At 69.7% G+C, this 19,725-nt stretch carries 26 protein-coding genes and 1 tRNA gene; 10 read left to right on the forward strand and 17 right to left on the reverse strand.

Going from position 1 to position 19,725, the window contains the following annotated elements; translation table 11 throughout:
* Window positions 1-392 precede the first annotated feature (392 nt).
* The 3 genes from IVW53_14125 to IVW53_14135 are packed head-to-tail and all read left to right on the forward strand — an operon-like array spanning window position 393 to window position 2,374.
* Complete coding sequence (locus tag IVW53_14125) at window positions 393-1,661, forward strand: Gfo/Idh/MocA family oxidoreductase (GenBank protein MBF6606703.1); 1,269 nt, start codon at window positions 393-395, stop codon at window positions 1,659-1,661.
* Between the two features lie 60 nt (window positions 1,662-1,721).
* Window positions 1,722-1,943, forward strand: a complete 222-nt coding sequence (locus IVW53_14130) for a CopG family transcriptional regulator (GenBank protein ID MBF6606704.1) — start codon at window positions 1,722-1,724, stop codon at window positions 1,941-1,943.
* Window positions 1,940-2,374 (forward strand): PIN domain-containing protein, encoded by a 435-nt coding sequence (locus IVW53_14135; protein MBF6606705.1) that lies wholly within the window; start codon window positions 1,940-1,942, stop codon window positions 2,372-2,374. The genes IVW53_14130 and IVW53_14135 overlap by 4 nt, the downstream gene beginning before the upstream one ends.
* A gap of 40 nt (window positions 2,375-2,414) precedes the next feature.
* On the opposite strand, the gene IVW53_14140 is transcribed toward IVW53_14135, so the two are convergent.
* Complete coding sequence (locus IVW53_14140; protein MBF6606706.1) at window positions 2,415-2,819, reverse strand: nuclear transport factor 2 family protein; 405 nt, start codon at window positions 2,817-2,819, stop codon at window positions 2,415-2,417.
* Window positions 2,820-2,987: 168 nt separating this feature from the next.
* Between IVW53_14140 and IVW53_14145 the strand changes: the two genes are divergently transcribed.
* Window positions 2,988-3,254 carry a hypothetical protein gene (locus IVW53_14145; GenBank protein MBF6606707.1) on the forward strand — a complete coding sequence of 89 codons (267 nt, stop codon included), beginning with the start codon at window positions 2,988-2,990 and terminating at the stop codon, window positions 3,252-3,254.
* 45 nt (window positions 3,255-3,299) lie between these two features.
* Window positions 3,300-3,968, forward strand: a complete 669-nt coding sequence (locus IVW53_14150; protein ID MBF6606708.1) for a class II aldolase/adducin family protein — start codon at window positions 3,300-3,302, stop codon at window positions 3,966-3,968.
* A 41-nt stretch (window positions 3,969-4,009) separates the two neighbouring features.
* Here the strand turns inward: IVW53_14150 and IVW53_14155 are convergent, their stop codons facing one another.
* From IVW53_14155 to IVW53_14170, 4 genes are all read right to left on the reverse strand, one after another.
* Window positions 4,010-4,444, reverse strand: coding sequence for a PIN domain-containing protein (locus tag IVW53_14155; GenBank protein ID MBF6606709.1), 435 nt, complete (start codon window positions 4,442-4,444; stop codon window positions 4,010-4,012).
* Entirely contained in the window at window positions 4,441-5,724 is a 1,284-nt protein-coding gene (locus tag IVW53_14160; protein MBF6606710.1) for a hypothetical protein, read from the reverse strand. The genes IVW53_14155 and IVW53_14160 overlap by 4 nt, the downstream gene beginning before the upstream one ends.
* 146 nt (window positions 5,725-5,870) lie before the next feature.
* A complete protein-coding gene (locus IVW53_14165; GenBank protein MBF6606711.1) occupies window positions 5,871-6,182 on the reverse strand; it encodes a DUF5615 family PIN-like protein in 312 nt (103 codons plus the stop codon).
* 29 nt (window positions 6,183-6,211) lie between these two features.
* Complete coding sequence (locus tag IVW53_14170; GenBank protein MBF6606712.1) at window positions 6,212-6,625, reverse strand: hypothetical protein; 414 nt, start codon at window positions 6,623-6,625, stop codon at window positions 6,212-6,214.
* Between the two features lie 242 nt (window positions 6,626-6,867).
* On the opposite strand from IVW53_14170, the gene IVW53_14175 reads away from it, so the two are divergent.
* Together IVW53_14175 and IVW53_14180 are read left to right on the forward strand one after the other, a co-directional pair.
* The gene (locus tag IVW53_14175; GenBank protein ID MBF6606713.1) at window positions 6,868-7,737 is read left to right on the forward strand and encodes a hypothetical protein; all 870 of its coding nucleotides are present in this window, start codon (window positions 6,868-6,870) and stop codon (window positions 7,735-7,737) included.
* A 34-nt stretch (window positions 7,738-7,771) separates the two neighbouring features.
* Window positions 7,772-8,122: a hypothetical protein gene (locus IVW53_14180; protein ID MBF6606714.1), complete on the forward strand. Its 351-nt coding sequence runs from the start codon at window positions 7,772-7,774 to the stop codon at window positions 8,120-8,122.
* A 359-nt stretch (window positions 8,123-8,481) separates the two neighbouring features.
* Here the strand turns inward: IVW53_14180 and IVW53_14185 are convergent.
* Window positions 8,482-8,557, reverse strand: a tRNA-Gly gene (locus IVW53_14185).
* Window positions 8,558-8,845: 288 nt separating this feature from the next.
* Here IVW53_14185 and IVW53_14190 point away from each other — a divergent pair.
* A complete protein-coding gene (locus IVW53_14190; protein MBF6606715.1) occupies window positions 8,846-9,346 on the forward strand; it encodes a hypothetical protein in 501 nt (166 codons plus the stop codon).
* Between the two features lie 46 nt (window positions 9,347-9,392).
* Window positions 9,393-9,917 carry a YHS domain-containing protein gene (locus IVW53_14195; protein ID MBF6606716.1) on the forward strand — a complete coding sequence of 175 codons (525 nt, stop codon included), beginning with the start codon at window positions 9,393-9,395 and terminating at the stop codon, window positions 9,915-9,917.
* Between the two features lie 106 nt (window positions 9,918-10,023).
* On the opposite strand, the gene IVW53_14200 is transcribed toward IVW53_14195, so the two are convergent.
* The 11 genes from IVW53_14200 to IVW53_14250 form a co-directional block, all read right to left on the reverse strand.
* Complete coding sequence (locus tag IVW53_14200) at window positions 10,024-10,689, reverse strand: cytochrome c biogenesis protein CcdA (GenBank protein MBF6606717.1); 666 nt, start codon at window positions 10,687-10,689, stop codon at window positions 10,024-10,026.
* Window positions 10,686-11,690 carry a cytochrome c-type biogenesis protein CcmH gene (locus tag IVW53_14205; GenBank protein ID MBF6606718.1) on the reverse strand — a complete coding sequence of 335 codons (1,005 nt, stop codon included), beginning with the start codon at window positions 11,688-11,690 and terminating at the stop codon, window positions 10,686-10,688. The genes IVW53_14200 and IVW53_14205 overlap by 4 nt, the downstream gene beginning before the upstream one ends.
* Window positions 11,687-12,235, reverse strand: coding sequence for a TlpA family protein disulfide reductase (locus IVW53_14210; GenBank protein MBF6606719.1), 549 nt, complete (start codon window positions 12,233-12,235; stop codon window positions 11,687-11,689). The genes IVW53_14205 and IVW53_14210 overlap by 4 nt, the downstream gene beginning before the upstream one ends.
* Entirely contained in the window at window positions 12,232-14,205 is a 1,974-nt protein-coding gene (locus IVW53_14215; protein MBF6606720.1) for a heme lyase CcmF/NrfE family subunit, read from the reverse strand. The genes IVW53_14210 and IVW53_14215 overlap by 4 nt, the downstream gene beginning before the upstream one ends.
* Window positions 14,202-14,633, reverse strand: coding sequence for a cytochrome c maturation protein CcmE (locus IVW53_14220; protein MBF6606721.1), 432 nt, complete (start codon window positions 14,631-14,633; stop codon window positions 14,202-14,204). Before IVW53_14220 ends, IVW53_14215 begins: the two co-directional genes overlap by 4 nt.
* Window positions 14,633-14,815, reverse strand: coding sequence for a hypothetical protein (locus IVW53_14225; protein MBF6606722.1), 183 nt, complete (start codon window positions 14,813-14,815; stop codon window positions 14,633-14,635). Before IVW53_14225 ends, IVW53_14220 begins: the two co-directional genes overlap by 1 nt.
* A complete protein-coding gene (gene ccsA, locus IVW53_14230; protein ID MBF6606723.1) occupies window positions 14,812-15,495 on the reverse strand; it encodes a cytochrome c biogenesis protein CcsA in 684 nt (227 codons plus the stop codon). The genes IVW53_14225 and ccsA overlap by 4 nt, the downstream gene beginning before the upstream one ends.
* On the reverse strand, window positions 15,492-16,163 hold the full coding sequence (locus tag IVW53_14235; protein MBF6606724.1) for a heme exporter protein CcmB: 672 nt from the start codon (window positions 16,161-16,163) through the stop codon (window positions 15,492-15,494). Before IVW53_14235 ends, ccsA begins: the two co-directional genes overlap by 4 nt.
* Window positions 16,153-16,836: a heme ABC exporter ATP-binding protein CcmA gene (ccmA, locus tag IVW53_14240; protein ID MBF6606725.1), complete on the reverse strand. Its 684-nt coding sequence runs from the start codon at window positions 16,834-16,836 to the stop codon at window positions 16,153-16,155. The genes IVW53_14235 and ccmA overlap by 11 nt, the downstream gene beginning before the upstream one ends.
* A gap of 111 nt (window positions 16,837-16,947) precedes the next feature.
* Window positions 16,948-17,628, reverse strand: a complete 681-nt coding sequence (locus tag IVW53_14245) for a M48 family metalloprotease (protein MBF6606726.1) — start codon at window positions 17,626-17,628, stop codon at window positions 16,948-16,950.
* 65 nt (window positions 17,629-17,693) lie between these two features.
* Window positions 17,694-18,116: a BlaI/MecI/CopY family transcriptional regulator gene (locus IVW53_14250; GenBank protein MBF6606727.1), complete on the reverse strand. Its 423-nt coding sequence runs from the start codon at window positions 18,114-18,116 to the stop codon at window positions 17,694-17,696.
* Window positions 18,117-18,469: 353 nt separating this feature from the next.
* Between IVW53_14250 and IVW53_14255 the strand changes: the two genes are divergently transcribed.
* Entirely contained in the window at window positions 18,470-19,603 is a 1,134-nt protein-coding gene (locus IVW53_14255) for a prolipoprotein diacylglyceryl transferase (GenBank protein ID MBF6606728.1), read from the forward strand.
* The last annotated feature ends 122 nt before the right edge of the window (window positions 19,604-19,725 follow it).

Consider the following 19,725-nt stretch of genomic DNA (forward strand, 5'->3'; position numbering starts at 1 on the left):
ACGTCGCCGACTCCGATCGAACGGGCTGTGGCCGAGAGCGTATCGGAAGCGGGGTGCAGTTGGCCATCACCCAGAACGGGCGACCGGCGCCACGCGTCCGCCGGGGGGGGTCCACCGATAACGCCCCGTGACCCTCGAGGACCCCGATAACCCGCGATGACCTCCCGAGACCCCCGGGCGACCCCCCGAGACCCCCGGGCGACCCCCGCGCGCCCCCCGCGCGCCCCCGATTCCGTCAGACGACCCTCAGGCGCGCACTGGTCCCCGAAGCGTCGAGTCGACCGAGGGTCCTGATCGCGCGCTGAGCGTGGGCGGTCGCCCGGGTAGGGCTCGATTGGTGACAGCGGACCGCCTGACGGGCACGTGTCACGAACGGTTTGACCAACGCCCGCATGACGCACATCTGGCAGGAACGGTGCTACCACTGGCCGCCGCGACCGCCACTGGCCGCCGCGACCGCCACTGGCCGCCGCGACCGCCGCGATACTTCGTCCAGCGGCCAATCCGCGGTCGAGGCATGCTGGAGCGATCGAAGGCCACGCGCCGCGCCAAGGGAGGATCGATTGGACGTCGTCTCGTTTGCGATCGCGGGGGCGGGCTGGCGCGCCGCGTTCTATCTCCGGATCGCCAGGGCCCTGCCCGAGCGGTTCCGGGTCACGGGCGTCTTGGCCACGAACCCGGAACGGGCGGCCCGGATCACCGCGGACTGGGGTGTCCCGGCCCATACCTCCCTTGATGTGCTGCTGGCCGATCGTCCTCGCTTCGTCGTGGCCTCGGTGCCGCCGGCCGTCACGCCTCGACTCATCCGCGAGCTGGCCGACCGCAGAGTACCGGTCCTGGCCGAGACGCCACCGGCGCCGGACCTCGATGCGCTGTCCGATCTTGTGGACCTTGCTGCCTCCGACGCCCGGATCCAGGTGGCCGAGCAGTACCAGTTCCAGCCCCACCATGCCGCCCGTCTGGCGCTGGCCCGCTCAGGCGCACTCGGCATCGTTACCCAGGCGCAGATCTCCGTCGCGCACGGTTACCACGGGATCGACCTGTTGCGCCGATACCTGGGCACCGGGTTCGAGCCGGTGACGATCACGGCACACCGGTTCGCCTCGCCGCTCGTGGCGGGGCCCGATCGGTCCGGCCCACCGACCGAAGAGCGGACCGAGACCTCCGAACAGGTCCTGGCCTGGTTCGACTTTGGTGGCCGACTCGGCGTCTACGACTTCACGCCTGACCAGTACTTCTCCTGGATCCGCGCGCCGCGGGTGCTCCTCCGAGGTGAGCGCGGAGAGATCGACGGGATGACGATGCGCAGGGTCGACCAGGCGACGTCGCCGATCGCCCTCGAGTTGATCCGGCGCGACACGGGCCACGACGGGAACCTCGAAGGCCTCCATCACCAGGGGATCACCGCCGGCGATCGGTGGGTCTATCGCAATCCTTTTGTTCCGGCCCGCCTGACCGACGACGAGATCGCGGTCGCGACGTGCCTCGCGCGAATGGACGATCACCTCGATGGTGGTCCCGCCCTCTGTAGCCTTGCCGAGGCGGCCTGGGACCAGGAGCTGAGCCTGCGGATGGAAGCGGCGTGGTCGACCGATCGACCGGTCCGGGTCGAGGCCCGGCGATGGAGTCCGACATCCGACCCCGGGACGGCTGCCGTCTGAGGCGGAACGCCCGGAGCTCGAGCGACCATGTCGGCGGCAACGTATGGTACCGTGGGTGGCATGGAGAAGACGACCGTCTACCTGACGATCGGGCAGAAGCGTGCCCTCGCGCGGGCAGCGAAGGCTTCGGGTCGTAGCGAGGCCGATCTCATCCGCGAGGGGATCGAGGCGATAGCGAGCCGATACCGAGCGGCAGAGCCATCGCTCCCGCTTTTCGAGAGCGGGCAGCCCGATCTTGCCGAGCAGGTGGACGAGTACCTCGACGGCTTCGGCGAGCGGTGATCATCCTCGACACGAGTGGGCTCCTTTCGGCGATCGACGCATCACAGACACATCATCACGCTGCCGCCGCGGTGCTCCGACAGGCTCAGGCACCGCGTCTCCTGTCTCCGTTCGTACTTGCCGAACTCGACTACCTGCTGGCGACACGCGTTTCGCGGTCCGCGGAGCGGGCGTTACTCGGACAGGTGGCCGACGGCGTCTACCAGCTCGAATCGTTCGGCCCTGACGACGTAGCCCGAGCGGACGAGATCTTCGATCGATACGCCGACCTCGACCTCGGCCTGGCCGACGCGTCCCTGATCGTCCTGGCCGAGCGCCACGACCTGGTCGACCTGCTGACCCTCGACCAGCGCCATTTCCGCGCGGTCCGCGGCCCAGGCGGGCAGCCGTTCAGGATCCTTCCGGCCGACCTGCCATCAAGCCGGACCTGACGACGCGGCGACGCGGCGACCGGCGATGTTCGCGGCGCGGTCAGACCCCGTGCTCGAGCTGGCGGGCATACTCCGCCTGGTCATAGTGGCCGGATGAGGCGGCGATCAGCCCGTCGTCGATGGTCCATTCCTCGTAGCCGACCACCCGCACCGCGTTTCCGGTGCCCCCCGGTCCGGTGTTCGTGCCGGTGAACGTCCAGTGATATTCGATCCGGTCGCCATCCACGACCAGCTCGTCCAGGTACACCTGCATGTCGGGCAGCGCCGTGTAAAAGCTGCGAGCCGTCGCAGAGATGGCGTCGCGACCTACCGCTGGCGTGCCCCCGTTGATCTCGAGCGAGCCCTCGGGCGCGAAATGCGCCGCGACGCGGTCCGGGTCCATGCTGCACCAGGCCGCTGTGTACGCTTGGGCAAACCGTCGGAGTGCTTCGGGATCGGGCGTCATCGGCGTCCTCCTCGCGGGCCTTTCGGGCCGTGCGGCCGAGGCTAGCAGACGCGCTCGGATGGGATCTCGCTCGGATGGGAGGGCCACCTGCGAGTACAATCACCGTCCTCACACTGGGTCGGCGTCCCTGCCATCAGGCGGTTCGGCGCGCTTCCCCAAGGAGCCCGCATGCCGAAGATCGTCATCACCCACGCGGTCGTGGACGTCGAGCGCTGGCTGAAGGGCAAGGAAGAGCGCTCCGCCCTCATCTCGGCGTTCGCCACGAACGTGACCGACCACGTCGCACTCGATGGGAGCAACACCATCGCCATCACCGCGGACGTGCATGACCTGGCAGGCGCACAGGCGATGATGACCTCACCGTCGCCCGAGACGGCGGCCGCCATGGAGCGGCATGGCGTCCTCCCCCCGATCGCTGCCTACATCGAGAAGTAGGCCGACCGCCCGGACGCTCGGGGCCGAAGAGTCGAAGGCACGAAGGTGGACAAGGCCCTCGTTGACGAGGTAGTCGCTGCCGCGGCGCGCGTCGTCGCCGGTGGAGCGATCTCGGCGAATGGGCACGGCAACGTCAGCCTGCGTGTCCCGGGTGCGGAGGAGATGTACTTCACGTCCGCTCCGTCGCTCCGGGGATTGGGGCCGGAGGGCGTCGTTCGCGTCGGCCTCGACGGAACGCTCCTCGAGGGCCAGCTGCCACCGATCCAGGGCGCCGTCGTGGCGATGCACACGGCCATGTACCAGGACCAGCCTGACGTCGGGTGCGTCCTCCATACCCATTCGCCATACGCCACCGCGTTTGCGGTTGCGAACCGCCCGATCGACTGCTGGATCGAAGCGCTCGCGATGTTCGGGTTCGCGGATGGCGTGCCCGTCGCTGCGTACGGCCCCCGGGGATCCGAGCAGGCCGTCGCCAACATCCGGCAGGCCGCGCGACGCGGCGTCCCCGCGGTCCTGCTCGCCAACCACGGCGTGCTCGTCTTCCACCGGACCACTGAGCTTGCCGTCCTGATCGGCGGGGTCGTCGAGGAGGCAGCCCAGGCGGCGATCAACGCGCGGGCGGCGGGCGGTCCGGTCGAGATTCCGGGTGACCTCCGGGCCGCCGCGCTCCAGCGGGCGATGGCGTTCGACACGGCCGGGACGAAGATCGCCTGACCCCGACGAACGCAAGATCTGGGCCGGGGGACCGTCTCGGCCTAGCGGACCGTGCTGAACGGGTTCTCGATCTTCACCCCTGCGATCAGGCGTCCGCCCTTGAGGTCTTCGGTCACGAGACGCACCGCCCCGGCACGTCGCGCGGCCTCAACGATGAGGGCATCCCAGTACGACAGTTGAGCCCGCTCCTCGAGGGCTGTTGCGTCGACGATCAGCCCGACATCGACCTGGACGACGGGCCAGGTCGCGTACAGCGCGATGAGCTCACGTGCCTCCGGCCGGCGCATCGGTGGATCGAACTTGCGGGTGGCCACGACGTAGAACTCCTGGAGGACCTGGGTGCTCAGCACGCCCGAGCGGTCCGCCCACAACTCCTCGAGCAGAGCTCGGGCGATCGGCTGCTTCTCGGTCTCGCTGGCGTCGTGGGCGTAGAGCAGGACGTTGGTGTCGACGAATGTCCGCCCGGCGGCCGTCATCGGCTCCGAAGCGCCTGACGATCGTGCAGCTCGTCGCGCGTCCAGCTCCGACCCCCGCGAGGGAGCGGCTTCTTCAGGATCGCCTCCGCGCGCCCTCGGGCCAGCTCGACCCGCTCGTCCTCATCCACGAGCTCCATCAACTGCGTCGCCGCGAGGGCGCTGATCGACGTTCCGCGTTTCGCCGCCACGATCCGCGCACGCCTGATCACTTCCATATCAAGTTGCAGGGTCAGATTGGCTCGGGTCATCGCTCGCTCCATGGCCGTCGCCACCCGCTGCGCACGGAGGTTCGCGAGTGCATACTCGCCGTCTCGACGCAGAGTGACGGAGGCGCCGACCCGGTGATGAGCGACCCGACCGCCGACCCGACCCTCGACCGGCTGCTCCGCCACATGGCATGGGCGAACGCCGCGCTCCTCGCCCGGCTCGCCGACCTGCCGGACTCGACGCTCGCGCTCGCGTCTCCCCGGAACGAGTGGACGGTCGCGATGATCCTCGATCACATCGTGATGGCGGCCGCGGGCTACGCCGCGCGCCTCGAGGGAGCCCCACGCCCGGCGCGGACCGTGCCACCGACGACGATCGCCGAGGTCGCCGAGCTTGCCACCCGCTGCGCCGCTTACGACGCCCGGATCCGCGCTCAGGGCGCCGTGCCGGACGGGCCGGCAGATTACCCATACCGCGGGACGGTCCTCCGGGCGCGATCGACGATCCTCGGCCAGGCGATCCACCACGCGACCGAGCATCGGGCACAGATCGCGGGGGCCCTCGCGACGAACGGGATCGACGTGGTCGACCTCGACGCCCTCGACCTCTGGGCCTACGGCGACGCGGAGGGCTCGGGGCGTAGGTCGCGCCTGGAGAACCGCTGTCGGCTCCTCCTTCCAGCGTGCGGCGTACCGCCATCGCTGGCGGTTTCGCGTTACCGGAGAACAGCGGAGCTGCGAGCAGTCGGGTTTCGTGCCGGTCAGCCACAGGTCGTAGAGCCGATCGAATCCGTCGAGTGCCCCGCGACACGGGTTCGCCATGTAGTGGCCGCACGCAGGGTTCCCCGTGGTTGCCTCGCAGTGCTCATGCGTCGCGACGCCGTAGGTTCGAACGAAGTGGTCGACATCGTGGCGATGGAGGGCGCGACGGTAGTCGAGGCCGTCGTGGCGGAGCTCGTAGGCATACTCGGCAAGCTCCCACCGGTCGCCCTGGACGACGTGCCAACGTTCCCGAAGCGCGATCTCGACGAGCCGCGATCGGCTGCCTGCCGGCGGCTGGACCGCGAGATCCATGGACAGCTCGTCGCCGTCGTGGCCGTCGCGTTTCCAGGCGACCGTCTCTGCGTCGTAGCGCCCACCGGACGTAGTGGCCGGAGCGCGGCGAGGGTCGTGAATCTGTCCAGTTGGAGTGTCGCGTCGTGGTGCGTAACCGGGCGCTCCTACAGCCAGATCTCCATGGCGACTGGTTGGTCCGGGCGCTCCACGAGCAGCCGCTCGAGCGCGTTGATCAGCGCCCCCGCGTCGTTCCGCGGCCAACGTCGGTCGGTTGTGAAGACCAGTCCGGCGTGGCTCTCACCTGCGCCGAGCAGCCGCTCGGCCAGAGGACGGTAGTCACGGATGTTCTCGGTCACGAGCGCGCGCCCTTCGGAGCGCGCGTATTCCAGGACCTCGGGATCCGGCGCCCCCCGGCCGGGCGCGTCGTGGACGGAGATGACATCGTGCCCGCGCCCGCCGAGCCGCTCGGCGATCACCCTCGGGTACATCTCGTCGAGTAGCAGCTTCACGGGCCGGCGTGCCGAGCGCGCGCGATGCGCTCAGCCGCTTCAGCCGCCTCCTCGTTGCGCCGGATCCAGTCGTCGATCTCCGATCGGTGCTCCTCGTAGTAGCGCAGCGCGATCTCGATCGAGCCAGACGACTGGTCTAGCCAATCCGCGGTCCGCTTCACGTCGCCGAAGCTCTGGAATACAGCCACGACCTCCCAGAGATCGGGTCCCGCCATCAGGCCCGGCCGTCGCCCAGCCGGGCCTGATCGGAAGACGAGGCCGGGATACTCGTCCATCTCGAGCCCTTCGGCGACATAGCGCTGGATGAGTGCCGAGCGGGCGCGGCCTTCGGTGCGCGCACGCCGGTCGAGCCGCCCGAGGGTGTCCGTCGGATAGCGAGTCGAAACCGGTCCGGCTGCGTCGCGTGCCATCGACCAGATTGTAGCGCGTGCGTATACGTTCGTAGTCGCCCACGAGACGCTGGCTGAGGCCGTACGATGACGGCCGATCAGTGCGCCAGCGGGAGAGCGCGTGACCAGTCGAGCGGAGCGGGGTCGGATGGGGGCGGAGGCGAAGCGCCGCGGCGGGCTGTCCGCCGAAGCGCTGGCGGTGGCGCCGATCGAGGAGTGGGTCCGGGACCTGTACTCCAAGAGACGATCGGGCTGAGCCGCCGATGGACGACTGGAACGATGAACCCGACCCGGACCGCGGCGATCCGCTGGACGACTTCGTCGAACTCTGGGGCGCGGAGAACCCAGAGGCGCTGTGGAAGGTGTTGACCCTGCGCGATGGCCTCACCGGCGCGCATCCGTTCGAGGCCCTGGGGCTGTTCCGCAGACATCACGATAACGGTGAGCCCGGAGCGGTCACCACTGCCCTTCTCTTGTGCACCGCTTCTCGCTGGGGTCGCGACACGGCAAGGCTCATCGCCGGGCTCGTCGACACCGCCGTCCTCGTCGAGGAGGATCTCGACGAGCTGGCTTCGACTTTCCTGTGGTCCGATCAGTTCCGCTTCGAGTATCCCGCCGGGTGGATCGGCTCCGAGTGGATATCCATCGATCTGGAGGGTTCCGAAGGGCCGGTCAGCATCCCGCTCGGGCGCGTGGATCCCGACAGCGCCGTGCCGGCCATACGCTTCATCGCGCCTCCGTTGCGGCGATGGGCGACGGCCAGGCTCCTGCGCGCCGACTCGCGGACGCTGGCCAGGCTGCGTGCTCGAGCAGCCGAGCTCGGGCCGATCGACGGAGGGGCCATCGCTTCGGGCGTGCTCGATGCGGTCGAGGTCCTCGATGCCGGCGAGGCTCGCATCGCGATCGAGCTCGGGCTCGGTTGGCCGCGCGGTTCGGTCAGGCTGCTCGCCCTCGACGTCCTGGCTGCGATCGATCCCGAGGGCGCAACACGCCGAGCGGCGACCGATCCGGACAGGAAGGTGCGGGCCTGGAGCCCCGCGCGTCTCCGCCCAAAGGCAGAACGTGGCCCAGACGGCGGAAAAGCCGGCCGCCACGACCCGCTCGGCGCGCAGGCCGAGCTGTTTCCTGAGTAGCGCGATGCCAACTGAGGAACGAGCAAGACGAGCAATGAGCCTCGTGGGCCGATGGAGGATCGCGGAGATGGACCTCTGGGACTCGGAGGACATCGACCTCAGCGAGGCAGCCTTCATCGAGTTCGGCCAGGACCGGACCGGCCACTTCCGGTTCATCTCCGCCCAGGGATTCATGGATTGTCGACCCGGGCCAACGCAGGAGCGCCCGTGCGTCGAGTTCACCTGGGAGGGCGACGACGAAGGAGACCGGGCGAGCGGTCGTGGCTGGGCGATCCTTGAGCGGGATGGCTCGCTCCGCGGGCACATCTATTTCCACCTTGGCGACGACTCGGGTTTTCGGGCGGTGCGTGCCGCGAAGAAGGGAGAGTCGAAGGCGCCAGGCTGAGACAGCGGATCTGTTCCCAGGCACCCCGGCAGCACCAGTTGGCGGGCTGGCCCTCGCGCTCGATGCGGCCTTGGCCGGGCCCGCAAAAAGGCTCGGCCTTGTTCTTCACGGTCGCTCGCTGTCCTGGTCACTGAGCGCGCGCCGATCGTTGCGTTGGCCAACCGCACCCCCAGCTCGTCGTCAAGAGATCGGCGACCCTTCGACCATCTGCCTGAACGCCGTGTTCAGTCAGGGTGTCGCTGACCGAATTGACGGCCGCTCCAGCAGGGCGCGGAATCACTTCGAGATTCGAACCCGAAGGCCTGAAGAATCGTCGAGCGCGACAGTCAAATTGTCGCTCTGAGTTCAGAAGGGCGATGTGGAGCGGGAGACGGGATTCGAACCCGCGACATTCTGCTTGGGAAGCAGACACTCTGCCAGCTGAGTTACTCCCGCTCGGGAGGCCCTGAAGTCTACGTCCTGACGGCATCAGCCTCGCATTTCGGCATCGCGCGGTCGGCCATTCCGCCCATCGTCTTGGGCTTTCGGCTTAGACAAGGCGAGCGGGATGTAATACGTCGGAGGATTACTACTACCCTTTGCGAGTCGACCGAGCCCTCTTCCGCCGCGAGTGGTCCACTGTCGATGGGTGGCGCCATCCGGTCGCAATGACGGTGCACCCCAATATACGACGGATCTGTCGTAGGATGTGGCGCGAACTCTCCTTCTGCTCGGAGGCCGTTTGTGGCATTGCGATCGACACTCGATCGGCGGTTCTGGGCGGCCGCAGCCGGCGGGACGCTCCTCGCGTTGCTCGTCCTCGGGATCCCTTCGGCCGTCCTGCCCAACGCGTTCTTCATCCGGATGCTGCCGACGGAACCGGTCAACGTCGTCACATGGCTCCTCTCCGCTCCGCTTGTGGGCCTGATCCTCGCTACCTACCTCGCCCCGCCACGCGTCGCTGGCTTCGATCCGGGGCGCGACGGCGGCTCCGTTCCCGCGTCGGCTGGAGGCGTTGCGGCCTACCTCGCGATCGGCTGCCCGATCTGCAACAAGATCATCGTCGCAATCCTCGGGGTGAGCGGTGCGGTCGGGGTCTTCGGACCCCTTCAACCGATCATCGGGGCAGGGTCAATCGCGCTCCTTGGCGCGACGCTCGTGTGGCGGCTGCGGCTCCGGGTCCAGGGCTGCGCCCGATGCGTTCCCGCTGGCAGCGCGGTGGCTCCGTCGCCACCCGCCAGGTAGGTGAACCGGCAGGTACGTTATACTCCCGTGGAGTATCGTGGCATGCGTGGCGCGAGCCGCGAGAGGAGACGACTACATGTTCGAGCTTCATCTGACCGTTGAGCCCGCGGGGGCCGACGCTGTCACGGCCGGCTACCGCTGCCCATGCGGATGCACCCCTGCGACGACCTATCAGCGCGGAGATCGCGTCGCGACGGAGGGCTGCTGCTGCGGCAACGAGTTCGCGGTGGGACCGGAGGCAATGAGCCACGTCCACCCGCAGGCCCGCTACGAGATCCAGACGGATTCGTTGATGGCTCCATGGGGTGAGCGGCTGCCGGTGGCGTGGGCTATCGGCCCGTCGACCCACCACGAAACCGAGGGCGGCGGCCATCACGATCACAGCTCGGATGCGGCTGGTGTCATCGATCCGGTCTGCGGCATGGTCGTGGAGCCCGACGCATCGCGCGCCAAAGGCCATGAGACTCGGCACCGCGACGTCGAGTACTTCTTCTGCGGCAAAGGCTGCAAGCTTGAGTTCGACGACGATCCCGAGCACTACCTCGACCCGTCATACGTCCCATCAATGTAATGACGTTCCAGCCCTCCTGAAAGGGCTCCCGGCTGAAATCGGACCACCGGGTACCGCCGAGTAGCCGATGGCGGGCTCGCGGCCCCCATCTGGACGGCTGCAGGGATTACACGACGCCGAACGTGAACAAGCCGGCAAGTCGCGCAAAGAGTCCGCTGAAGACGAGGATGCCGACGCCCGCCACGAGGGCGCCCGACGCGACCTCCACGCCGCGGCGACGGGCGGCGAGCCACGTCGAGAGACGTCGGTACCGCGTGTAGGCAACCAGGACGAGCAGGAACGGCACCGCCAGCCCAAGCGCGTAGGCGACGAGCAGCAGCGCGCCGACGCCAACCGTCGGGGCCGCGGCCGCGAGGGTGAGGATCGCGCCGAGGGTCGTCCCGATACATGGCGTCCAACCCACCGCGACTCCCGCACCCAGGAGCACCGGGGCGCCGCCAGCCAGTCGGGCGCCGACCGGAAGGGCGAACATGGGATGGTATCCGGTGGCCATGCCGATACCGAGCGCGATGATGAGGACGCCCGCGACGCCACGAGCGAGAGGGATGCTCTGGAGCAGCGCGAACCCAACGAGCCCGATGGACACCCAGAGCAGGACGAACACCCCCAGGAACCCGACTAGGAACCCGATCGCCCGACCGACCGGCGCGGCGGTTGTTCGAGCCTCGCCGCTGCCGCCGACGATATAGCCGGCGAAGACTGGCATGATCGGGAGGACACACGGCGACACGCACGAGACAAGACCGGCGAGGAACGCGACGGCCAGGCTCACGGTGCGCCACTCGGACCGGGCCCTACGAGGAGCTGGTCCGCGAGCGTGCGCCGGGGGTCGGCCGGGGCGAGATCGAGGAACCGCAGGGCATCGGCGCGAGCGGCCGCGGTGGGCGAACCCGCGAGTTGGTAGCGGGCGATCGCGCGGTACAGGTACGCGTCGGGCAGGTCCGGCGCGATCGCGACGGCTCGATCGAGGAGCGGCAGGGCACCGTCGGGTCTGCCGGCACCGAGCAGGAGGGAACTCATCCCGACGAGCGCGCCGACATCGTTGGGCTCGATCTTGAGGGCACGGCCATAGGCGTCGGCCGCATCGCCGCCGCGACCGGCTCCAGCATACGCGTCGCCGAGCGCGACGAATGCGCCAACATCGGTGGGGTCGGCGGTCACGCGCGCCTGAAGATCCTCGATCGGCGGCGCGGCCTGGATCGTCGCCTGGCCGCCGGTGATCTGACCGCCGATCGCGCGCGGCCCGGTAGCGACGGCAAGCGGGACCGCGACGGCGGCGATGACGATCGCCATCGCGGCCCCCAACACGAGCGGACGGGGTCGATCGGCGGTGACCCGGTCGGCGGGCTCCACACGGAGGCGCCGCCCGCGTCGGCGGGATCGCCCGACCACGACCGCCGTGCCGCCGATGAGCAGCAGACCCGGTGCCGCCCAGAGGAGCAGATTCGGACCGGAAGCGTCGGGTGCGAGCAGGATCCACTGCCCGTATCGCTCGATGAAGAACGCACGGACGGCAGCATCGGTCGCTCCGGCCGCCACCTTCTGGACCACGACACTCCGCATCTCGCCGGCGAGCGCGGCCGGCGAGTCGGCGATTGATAGGCCCTGGCAGACTGGGCAGCGCAGCCCGGCTTCGAGCCCACTAGCTCGCTCGGCGGGGCTCGGCGGCCGCAGATCGAGGGCCGCCAGGAGTGCCGCGACGACGACGAGAAAAACGGCGCCGAGCAACAGTGCGTCGGCCGATCCGCGGAGTGCAAGGCGCCGCACGCTCACCGGAGCACCGCGCCGATCTGGCGCTCGAGGGAGGTGGCGTCGAGCGGCCCGATCTGCTTGTCGCGGATCGTCCCGTCGGCGGCGATGAAGTATGTCTCGGGGATCCCGTACACGCCGTAATCGAGCGCCGTCCGACCGTCCGGATCGAGGAGAGACGGATAGGCGATCCCGTAGCGGTCGACGAACGCCTGTGCGCTCGCGGCGCTGTCCTCGTAGACGACGCCGAGGAAGGCGACGTCGAGTGTCGCGTAGCGCTCCTGCGCGGCCCGCAGCAGCGGTGCCTCATCACGGCAGGGGATGCACCATGATGCCCAGAAGTTCAGAACGACCGGACGCCCGCGGAGGTCCGCGAGGTCGATCGTCGTGCCACCGAGCGAGACGAGCCGAAACTCCGGGGCGACGCGACCGACGAGCGGCGATTCGATCCGTCCTGGGTCACGGGCGAAACCGACCGCGACAAGCGCCATGACTCCGACGACCGCCACGCCGACGACCAGCGACGCGAGGAGTCGCGAGCGCGAGGACCGGATCGCCGCCGCGCTCACGTCGTCGCCCCAGCCGCCACGGCCTCCGGGTCGGGGGCGGTCGCGCGGGTCGATCGCGCGGTCAGCCGAGGCGCCAGCGCAGCGAGACCGCCGGTCGCGACGAGGAGCCCTCCCACCCACAGCCAGCTCATGAATGGCTGGATCGTCAAACGGAGGGAGGCCGTGCCGGCGAGCGGGTCGACATCGAGCAAGACGAGGTAGACGTCGGTGGTCAGGCCCGGGACGATCGCCGGGGTGGCGATCGTCTGCGCGGAGTTCGGAAAAAGGCTCAGGTCAGAGGTGACCAGCTGATCGAGGCCAGGCCCCCCGACGTGCACGGCTGCCCGGACGATCGAACGGTCCGGGCGAACCTCGCTCGAGATCCTGGCCAGCTCGACGTGGTACGCGCCGAGGTCGAGCGTCTGGCCGTCGCGGAGGGTCGCCGTGGCGTCCTGTCGCCCGGCCGCGGCGGCGACGATGACGAGCGCGACGAGGGCGATACCAGCGTGGCTCAGCAACGCCCCGACTCGCCGGGGTGGCCAGCTGAACCATGTCGCGGGGTTCGTCCGGACGCCCCGCGGCGGTCGACGGCGGCGCGCGAGGTCGACCAGATAGCTCGTCGACTGGACGAGCGCGAACCCACCGATCGCGACCCCGAGGATGAGTTCGGGCGGGCCACCGACGAGGAGATCGCCGATCGCGAGGCCGACCCCCGTGATCGCGCCCGGCACGAGGCGCCGGCGCGCCGCTGGCGTCCAGGAGCCCCACGGCAGCGACGGCCCGATGCCGGCGAGAACGAGCAGGCCGAGCGCGATCGGCCCGATGACCCGCTCGAAGTACGGCGCCCCGACGCTGACCTGCCGACCGGTCGCCGCCTCGACGAAGAGCGGAAACAGGGTTCCCACGAGGACGGTCATGGCGATCGCGACGAGCAGCAGGTTGTTCACGAGAAAGGCGACCCCGCGCGCGCCGAGCGCGCCGCCGGGCGGCCCGCCCGGAAGGCGCCAGACCGCGAGCAGGACCGACCCCGTCACGGCGCCGCCGACGAGGGCGAGGAAGAGCGGCCCGATCGGTGTATTCGTGAAGCTGTGGACCGAGGAGAGGATGCCGCTTCGGGTGATGAGCGTCGCCACGAGGGTGAGCGAGAATGAGGCGACGACGAGGGCCACGTTCCAGGCGGCGAGCGAGCCGCGCCGCGCCTGCACCATCGCCGAGTGGAGGAACGCCGTCGCGGTCAACCACGGCAGGAGCGCGACATTCTCCACCGGATCCCAGGCCCAGTAACCACCCCAGCCGAGCACCGCATACGACCACCAGGCCCCGAGCACGAGCCCCATGCTCAACGCGACCCAGGCGCCGAGCGTCCAGCGGCGCGTCGCGGCCAGCCACGGCCGATCGAGCTCACCCCGAACGAGCGCCGAGATCGTCAGCGCGAACGGGATCGCCAGACCGACGAGGCCGAGATAGAGGAGCGGCGGATGGACGACCATGAGCGGGTTGTTCTGAAGGAGCGGATTGGGCCCGGGCCCGTCGGCCGGAACCGGTGACACCCGTCCCCACGGGTTGCCGGGACCGACGACGATGCCGAGAAAGAAGACGAGCAATCCGAACAAGACGGCGAGAGCCGGCGGGAGCCGCCCCTCGTCGCGGGCGGCGGTGCGCAGGACAAGCAGCGCGGTCAGTGACGCCAGGAGCCCCGCCCAGAAGAGGATCGAGCCCTCGAGCGCTCCCCAGAGCGAGGCGATCGTGTAGAGGAGCGGCGTTTCGCGGCCCCCGACCTGGGCCACGTAGACGACCGAGAAGTCATGGACGACGAGGGCGACGACCATGATCACATTCGCCCCGATCGCGAGGGCGGCCGTGGCGAAGACGAACCGCCGGAGGCTTGGATCGAAGCTGCCCGATCGCACCGCCCGCAGGGCGACAACCAGGCCAAGCACGGCCAGCACGAACCCGGCGAGACTGGCGGTGAGTCCGGCGCTCCCGATCATCCGCCGCCCCGGATCTGCTGCAGGATGTCGGGCGGGATTGTCTCCCCGGGCTTGAGCGGTTCGTACACCGCGGAGTGCTTGATGAGGATCTCGTCGGCCGCGAAGGCCCTGGGCCCGAAGGTTCGCCCGACGAGGACGACGCCGATCCCGTCGCGGAAGAGGGCGGTCGGGAGGAACCGGCTCGTCACGGTCTCGGTCGTCTGCCCATCCGACACCCGGAACGACAGCGCGCCCGTCGAGCGGTCGAAGGTGACTGAGCCTGCGACGACGATCCCGTACAGTCGGACCGGGCCGTTGACCGGGCTCGCCGCGAGTTCGGTCGGCGTCACGTAGTAGACCACCGCGTTCGTGACCGCAAGGCCAAGAAGCGCGATGAGCGCCGCGACGACCAATCCGAGCCCGAGGAGCGTCGCCGGCCGGGCGCGCATCAGCGAACCTGCGGCAGGGTCCGCGCCTCCGCCTCCGCCTCCGCCTCGACCTCCCTCCGGCGCTCGATCGCCGCCTGAGCCGAGCGAGCCGCGCGCAGGCGGCGCCCGAGCGTTGCGGCGTAGACGCCGAGCGCACCGAGGGCCGCGAGGTATGCGCCGGCGACAAAGGCGATGTCGGTCATGACCGTTCGAGCAGCGCCAGCTCGGCCTCATCGCGCGCCCGCTCGAGCTCGAGCCGGCGGTTGAGCAGGTACAGGAAGAGCAGCGTGTAGGCGAGGACGCTCGCCAGCAGCTCCGCCAGCAGCACGTCGCCGATCGTCGGGTCGCCGGGTTGGATGATCGTCGGTGGTTGGTGCAGGCTCCGCCACCACAGGACGGAGAAATGGACGATCGGGACGTTCGCAAAGCCGACGATCCCGATGACCGCGCCGGCGCGAGCCCGGCGAACCCGGTCGACGATCGACGCGCGGACGAGGACATAGCCCATGTAGATCACCAAGAGCAGCGCGGTCGTCGTCAGGCGCGGATCCCAATCCCACCAGATGCCCCACGTCGCCTTGCCCCAGATCGAACCGGTCACGATCGCCACGGCGGTGAAGACGAGGCCGACCTCGGCGCTCGCGGCCGCCAGCCGATCGGCCGCGAGGTCGCGCCGCCACAGATATCGGACGCTCGCCGCGAACGTGACGAAGAAGGCGAGATACGCGATCCAGGCCGCCGGCACGTGGACGTACATGATCCGCTCGACCTGACCCTGCAACCGGTCGGGCGGGACGATGAAGAGACCGATCGTCACGACCACCGCGACGGCCGCGAGGGCGGCGGCGGCGGATGGCGCGAGGAGGCGTCGAAGCACGATCATTCGAGGGCTGCTCCGGCTTCGTAGACGAGCAGGCCGAGTCCGGCAAACAGGGCCGCCTGGGCGGTGAGCAGCGCGGACCACGGCAGCGCGGCGTCGAGGCGACCATCGAGGACCGCGGCCGTCCCCTGGGCGGCGGCGAGCAGGGTCGGCGCGAGGAGCGGCAGGAGGGTCACCGGCAAGAGGAGGATCCGCTGGCTGTTGGCCCCGACGACCCCGGTCACGAGGCCCACGGTGCCGGCGAGCGCGAGGCAGGCGAGCCCGGCCAGCGGGACGAGCGCGACCGACGCAGGCGCCAGCTCCACGTTGAGGAGCACGACCGCCGCGCCAAGGAGCGTGAGCGTGATCGTCCAGAGGACCGTCGTGAGCGCGACGACCTTGGCGGCGAAGATCGCCCGACGATCGGTGACCGAAAGCCACAGCACCGAGAACGCGTCGTCAGTGCGGTCGATCCGATCGAGGCGCTCGCCGACGGTGATCGCCGCGTAGACGATCGACAACCATGCGAGTCCCGGCGCGATCGTTCGAAGGCGCGCCGTGTCGGGACCTGCCGCGAGGCCGGTCACGACGAGGCCGATGAGCCCGAGGGTGAGCGCCCCGGCGATCGAAGCCGGCGTTCGCAGCTCGATCCGGAGATCCTTGGCGACGAGCGCGAGGATGTCAGCCAGCATCGATCTGTTCGGTGCGAACCGTGGATGGCGGCAGCGAACGCAGAGCGCGGCCGTCGACCAGGGCGACCGTGCGCGCTGCCATGACGTGGAGACGGGCGTCGGACGGCGCGGCGGCGAGGACGAGGCGTCCGGCTCGCGTCGCCTCGTCGATGAGGTCGAGGACGGCCGCGACCCCGGCCTCGTCGAGGGCGGCGAGCGGCTCATCGAGCAGGATTGCATCTGGGGCGGACGCGAACGCCCGCGCCAACGCGACGCGCCGCCGCATCCCGGCCGAGAGCCGGCCGCACGGTTCGCCGGCCACCGACGCTGCGCCGATCCTCTCGAGCAGGCGTATTGCATGGGCCGGATCGCTGCGGGCGAGCCGGGCGGAGAGGGTGAGGTGCTCGAAGGGGGTGAGTTCGTCGTAGAGCCCCGACGCGTGTCCGACGTGGGCGACCCGCGGGCGCGCGGCGGGGGCAGCGCCTGTCCATCGAACCGCTCCAGCCGTCGGCGAGGTCAGCCCGGCGACGATTCGGAGGAGCGTCGACTTGCCTGATCCGTTGGCGCCGATCAGGAGAACGAACTCACCCGCGCCGGCATCGAGATCAACCCGCCAGAGCGCCACGGTCCGCCCGAAGAGCTTCGAGACACCTCGCAGCTCCAGGCACAGACCGGCGGACGGGTTGTGGGACATCGCGGCAGGACCTCGGCATTACGACGTGGCCGTAGTATACGGGCCGCCGACCCCTGGACCCCACCGCTCATTCCCAGCCCTTCCCATGGCGCGTGCGCCGAGACGGCGGGCTCAGGCGAGTGGGGGGAGTCCGCTTAGATGACAGGCCAGCACGACGATCGCGATGGTGGCACCGGGAAGCCACTCGTACGGAAGGCAAGGCGCGTCCACCTGCGCGGCCCCATTCGCGAGCGCGACGAGAGTCCGCAGGCGCTGCGCCGACACGGCGGCGAACGAGACGCCGAGGGCGAGGCTGGAGTCCGCCTTGAGGAGCGCGCTCGCGAGCGCAGACGGGTCCGCCCCACGGCGAAGCGCGGCCGCGTCGGCCTCCTCCTCGAGATCGGTGAGTCGGGCCAGCAACACGGTCCGCGCGGTTGCCGAGCGACCAACCATCGTCAGCCAGGCTTCGAGCGCGGCAGCCCGGAGCGGCGCGAATGTTCGCCGGTGGTGGTCCTCATGGAGGAGGACGGCTCGCAGCTCCTCCGTATCGAGGGTCTCTATCAGCTCGTCCCCGACATAGATCTGCGGTCGGATCGCGCCAAGGACAAACGCGTGCCGGCCCCCACCTCGGACGACCCGGCACGCCACCCCTGCCGCGGCGATAGGGGCGGACCGACCAGCGAGGGCCCGCGCGAGGCGGCGCCCACGGAGCGTCTCTCGGAGCGCGACGACGATCCAGATCGCGAGCACCGCGACGCTCGAGGCTTCGCCCGCCAGCATCGGGTCGCCACCCGCCCGGGGAACGACAGCCAAGCAGATAAGCGCGATCGTAGCGCCCATCGTGGCCACGATGGCCCCGGGTCTCAACACGCGAATCCTCACGACGATCGCCGTTTCGCGAGGGCGAGGAGCCGTGTGCGGAGCTCGGGGTCAGCCTCCGCCAACCGCGCGGCGAACTGCCGCAGCGCGGTCGTGCCGTAGCGAGCGAGGAGATCGTCCACGGCGCGGGCGCTGAGCGCTTCAAGAAGGGCGGGCTCGTCGCCGCCAGGGCGATAGATGAACTGGCGGCCCAGCTTTTCGCGCTCGAGCAGTCCGCGCTCGAACAGCCGGACCATGATCGTCATCACCGTGGTGTAGGCGAGCGGCCGGTCACGGTCGGCGTTCAGCGCATCGACAGCGGTCGAGACGCTCGACTCGCCCTGCGACCAGACGACGCGCATCACTGCGGCGCCGAGCGGGCCAAGGGCATCTTCGATCGCGGGGTCACGCGGTTCGTGCTGGTGGTCGGTCGAGCGGGACATCGCGGCGAGGTTAGCAGACGAGCCTAGGCCACAGCATGTTCCACGACACACACCCGTAGCGGAGGCGGCTGGCGGCATCGATCTCGCGATGCAGATGCGCGTTGACGTGTCTCGCGGATGAGGCGGTCGACCGAGCGAAGCCGGATTCAGTCAGATCCCCAGACCTGCATACTATAGGTATGTCGTAGGCTCCGCTGATTTGCGTCCGGCCGAGGGAAGGCGCCCGAACTGATCTGCGCCGGGCGCCTCGATCCAGACGACCGATTACGAGCGAGCGAGGGCACATGGACAACAGGGCAGCAAGGCGAAGAGCAGCCGCCGCCGAGAAGCGCAGGAGGGACCGATCGAGGCACGTGGAGGGCGCGGCGCAGAGCTTGAGGACGGGGCGCGCAGTTGCGAGCGGGCTGTCCACGAACGCTCAGTCCGGGTCGTCCGAGACCGTTGAACCGGAAGCGCTTGTTGTCAGCCACTGCTTCGACTCGGGCGAGGATGGCGAACCGTACTCGGCGACCGTCCGCCTGACAGGACGTCGCGTCGGGCTCACCGGGATTCCCAGGCACCAGGACACCTTCGCACAAGACGACCTGATCGAGGCGATCGTGCCCGGCAGCGGGCCCGTGTCGATCACTTCCTGGGTGTACGGGCTTGCGCCGGGCGAATGGACCGTTGGGGCCGAGCTGCTCCGGCCCGGCGGTGGCACCGGCCGCGGCAGACGCGTCGCGGCCGAACCGATCCGCCCCGCTACCTGGTCGTGGCGCCGATGGGCGCTCGCGACTGCCACCGCCGGTACGGTGAAAACCCGCTGGGCGATGCTCGCACCCCTGGCCAGGATGCCTGGGGTCATCCCCGGCAGTTGGCCCGCCCTCGGTACCCTCGGCGCGATCGTCGCCCTGATCACCCAAGCGGCGATCCTGACCCACGAGAGCGTCCCGGTCGGCCCGTCGCTCATCGTGTCGCTGATCGCGCTCGCGTCCGGGATGATCGGGGCGAAGGTGTGGTACGCGGTTCTCCACCCCGGTCCGTGGCGGCAGGCGATCCTCGGGGGCTGGGCCGTCGACGGGTTCCTGATTGTGGCACCCATCGTCGCCGTCGTGACGCTGCTCGCCCTCTATCTGCCCGTCGGCCGGTTTCTCGACGCCGCAACGCCGGGACTGTTCTTCGGCGTCGCGATCGGGCGGGTCGGGTGCTTCTTCACCGGCTGCTGCGCAGGCCGCGTCAGCCGCTCCCGCTGGGGCATCTGGTCCTCGGATCAGCGGGTCGGTGCCCGCCGGGTCCCCGCTCAGCTGCTCGAGTCGGCATCCGGCTTGATGATCGGTGCGGCAGCTGGGGTTGCGGTCCTTGGCCATCTGCCAAGCCCCACTGGTGCTGTTTTTGCGGCGGCCGTCCTCGGCTATCTTCTCGTTCGGCAGGCGCTTCTGCGCGTTCGCGCGGAACGGCGCGAGTTCTCCTGGCGGCGGAGGAGTGCCCGATTGAACCCACCAGTATGATGATTCGGCAGCGTCGAACCCTGCATCTGTCGTCACCCTGACCATCCTCACTGTCCAGCTGAAAGGTCCTCTTTTCGGGCCGGCCCGGGTGGGGACCGTCCGCCGCACGAATGCGGGCCTGA

It is taken from the genome of Chloroflexota bacterium, assembly GCA_015478725.1.
In the GTDB taxonomy this organism is placed as follows: domain Bacteria; phylum Chloroflexota; class Limnocylindria; order Limnocylindrales; family CSP1-4; genus C-114.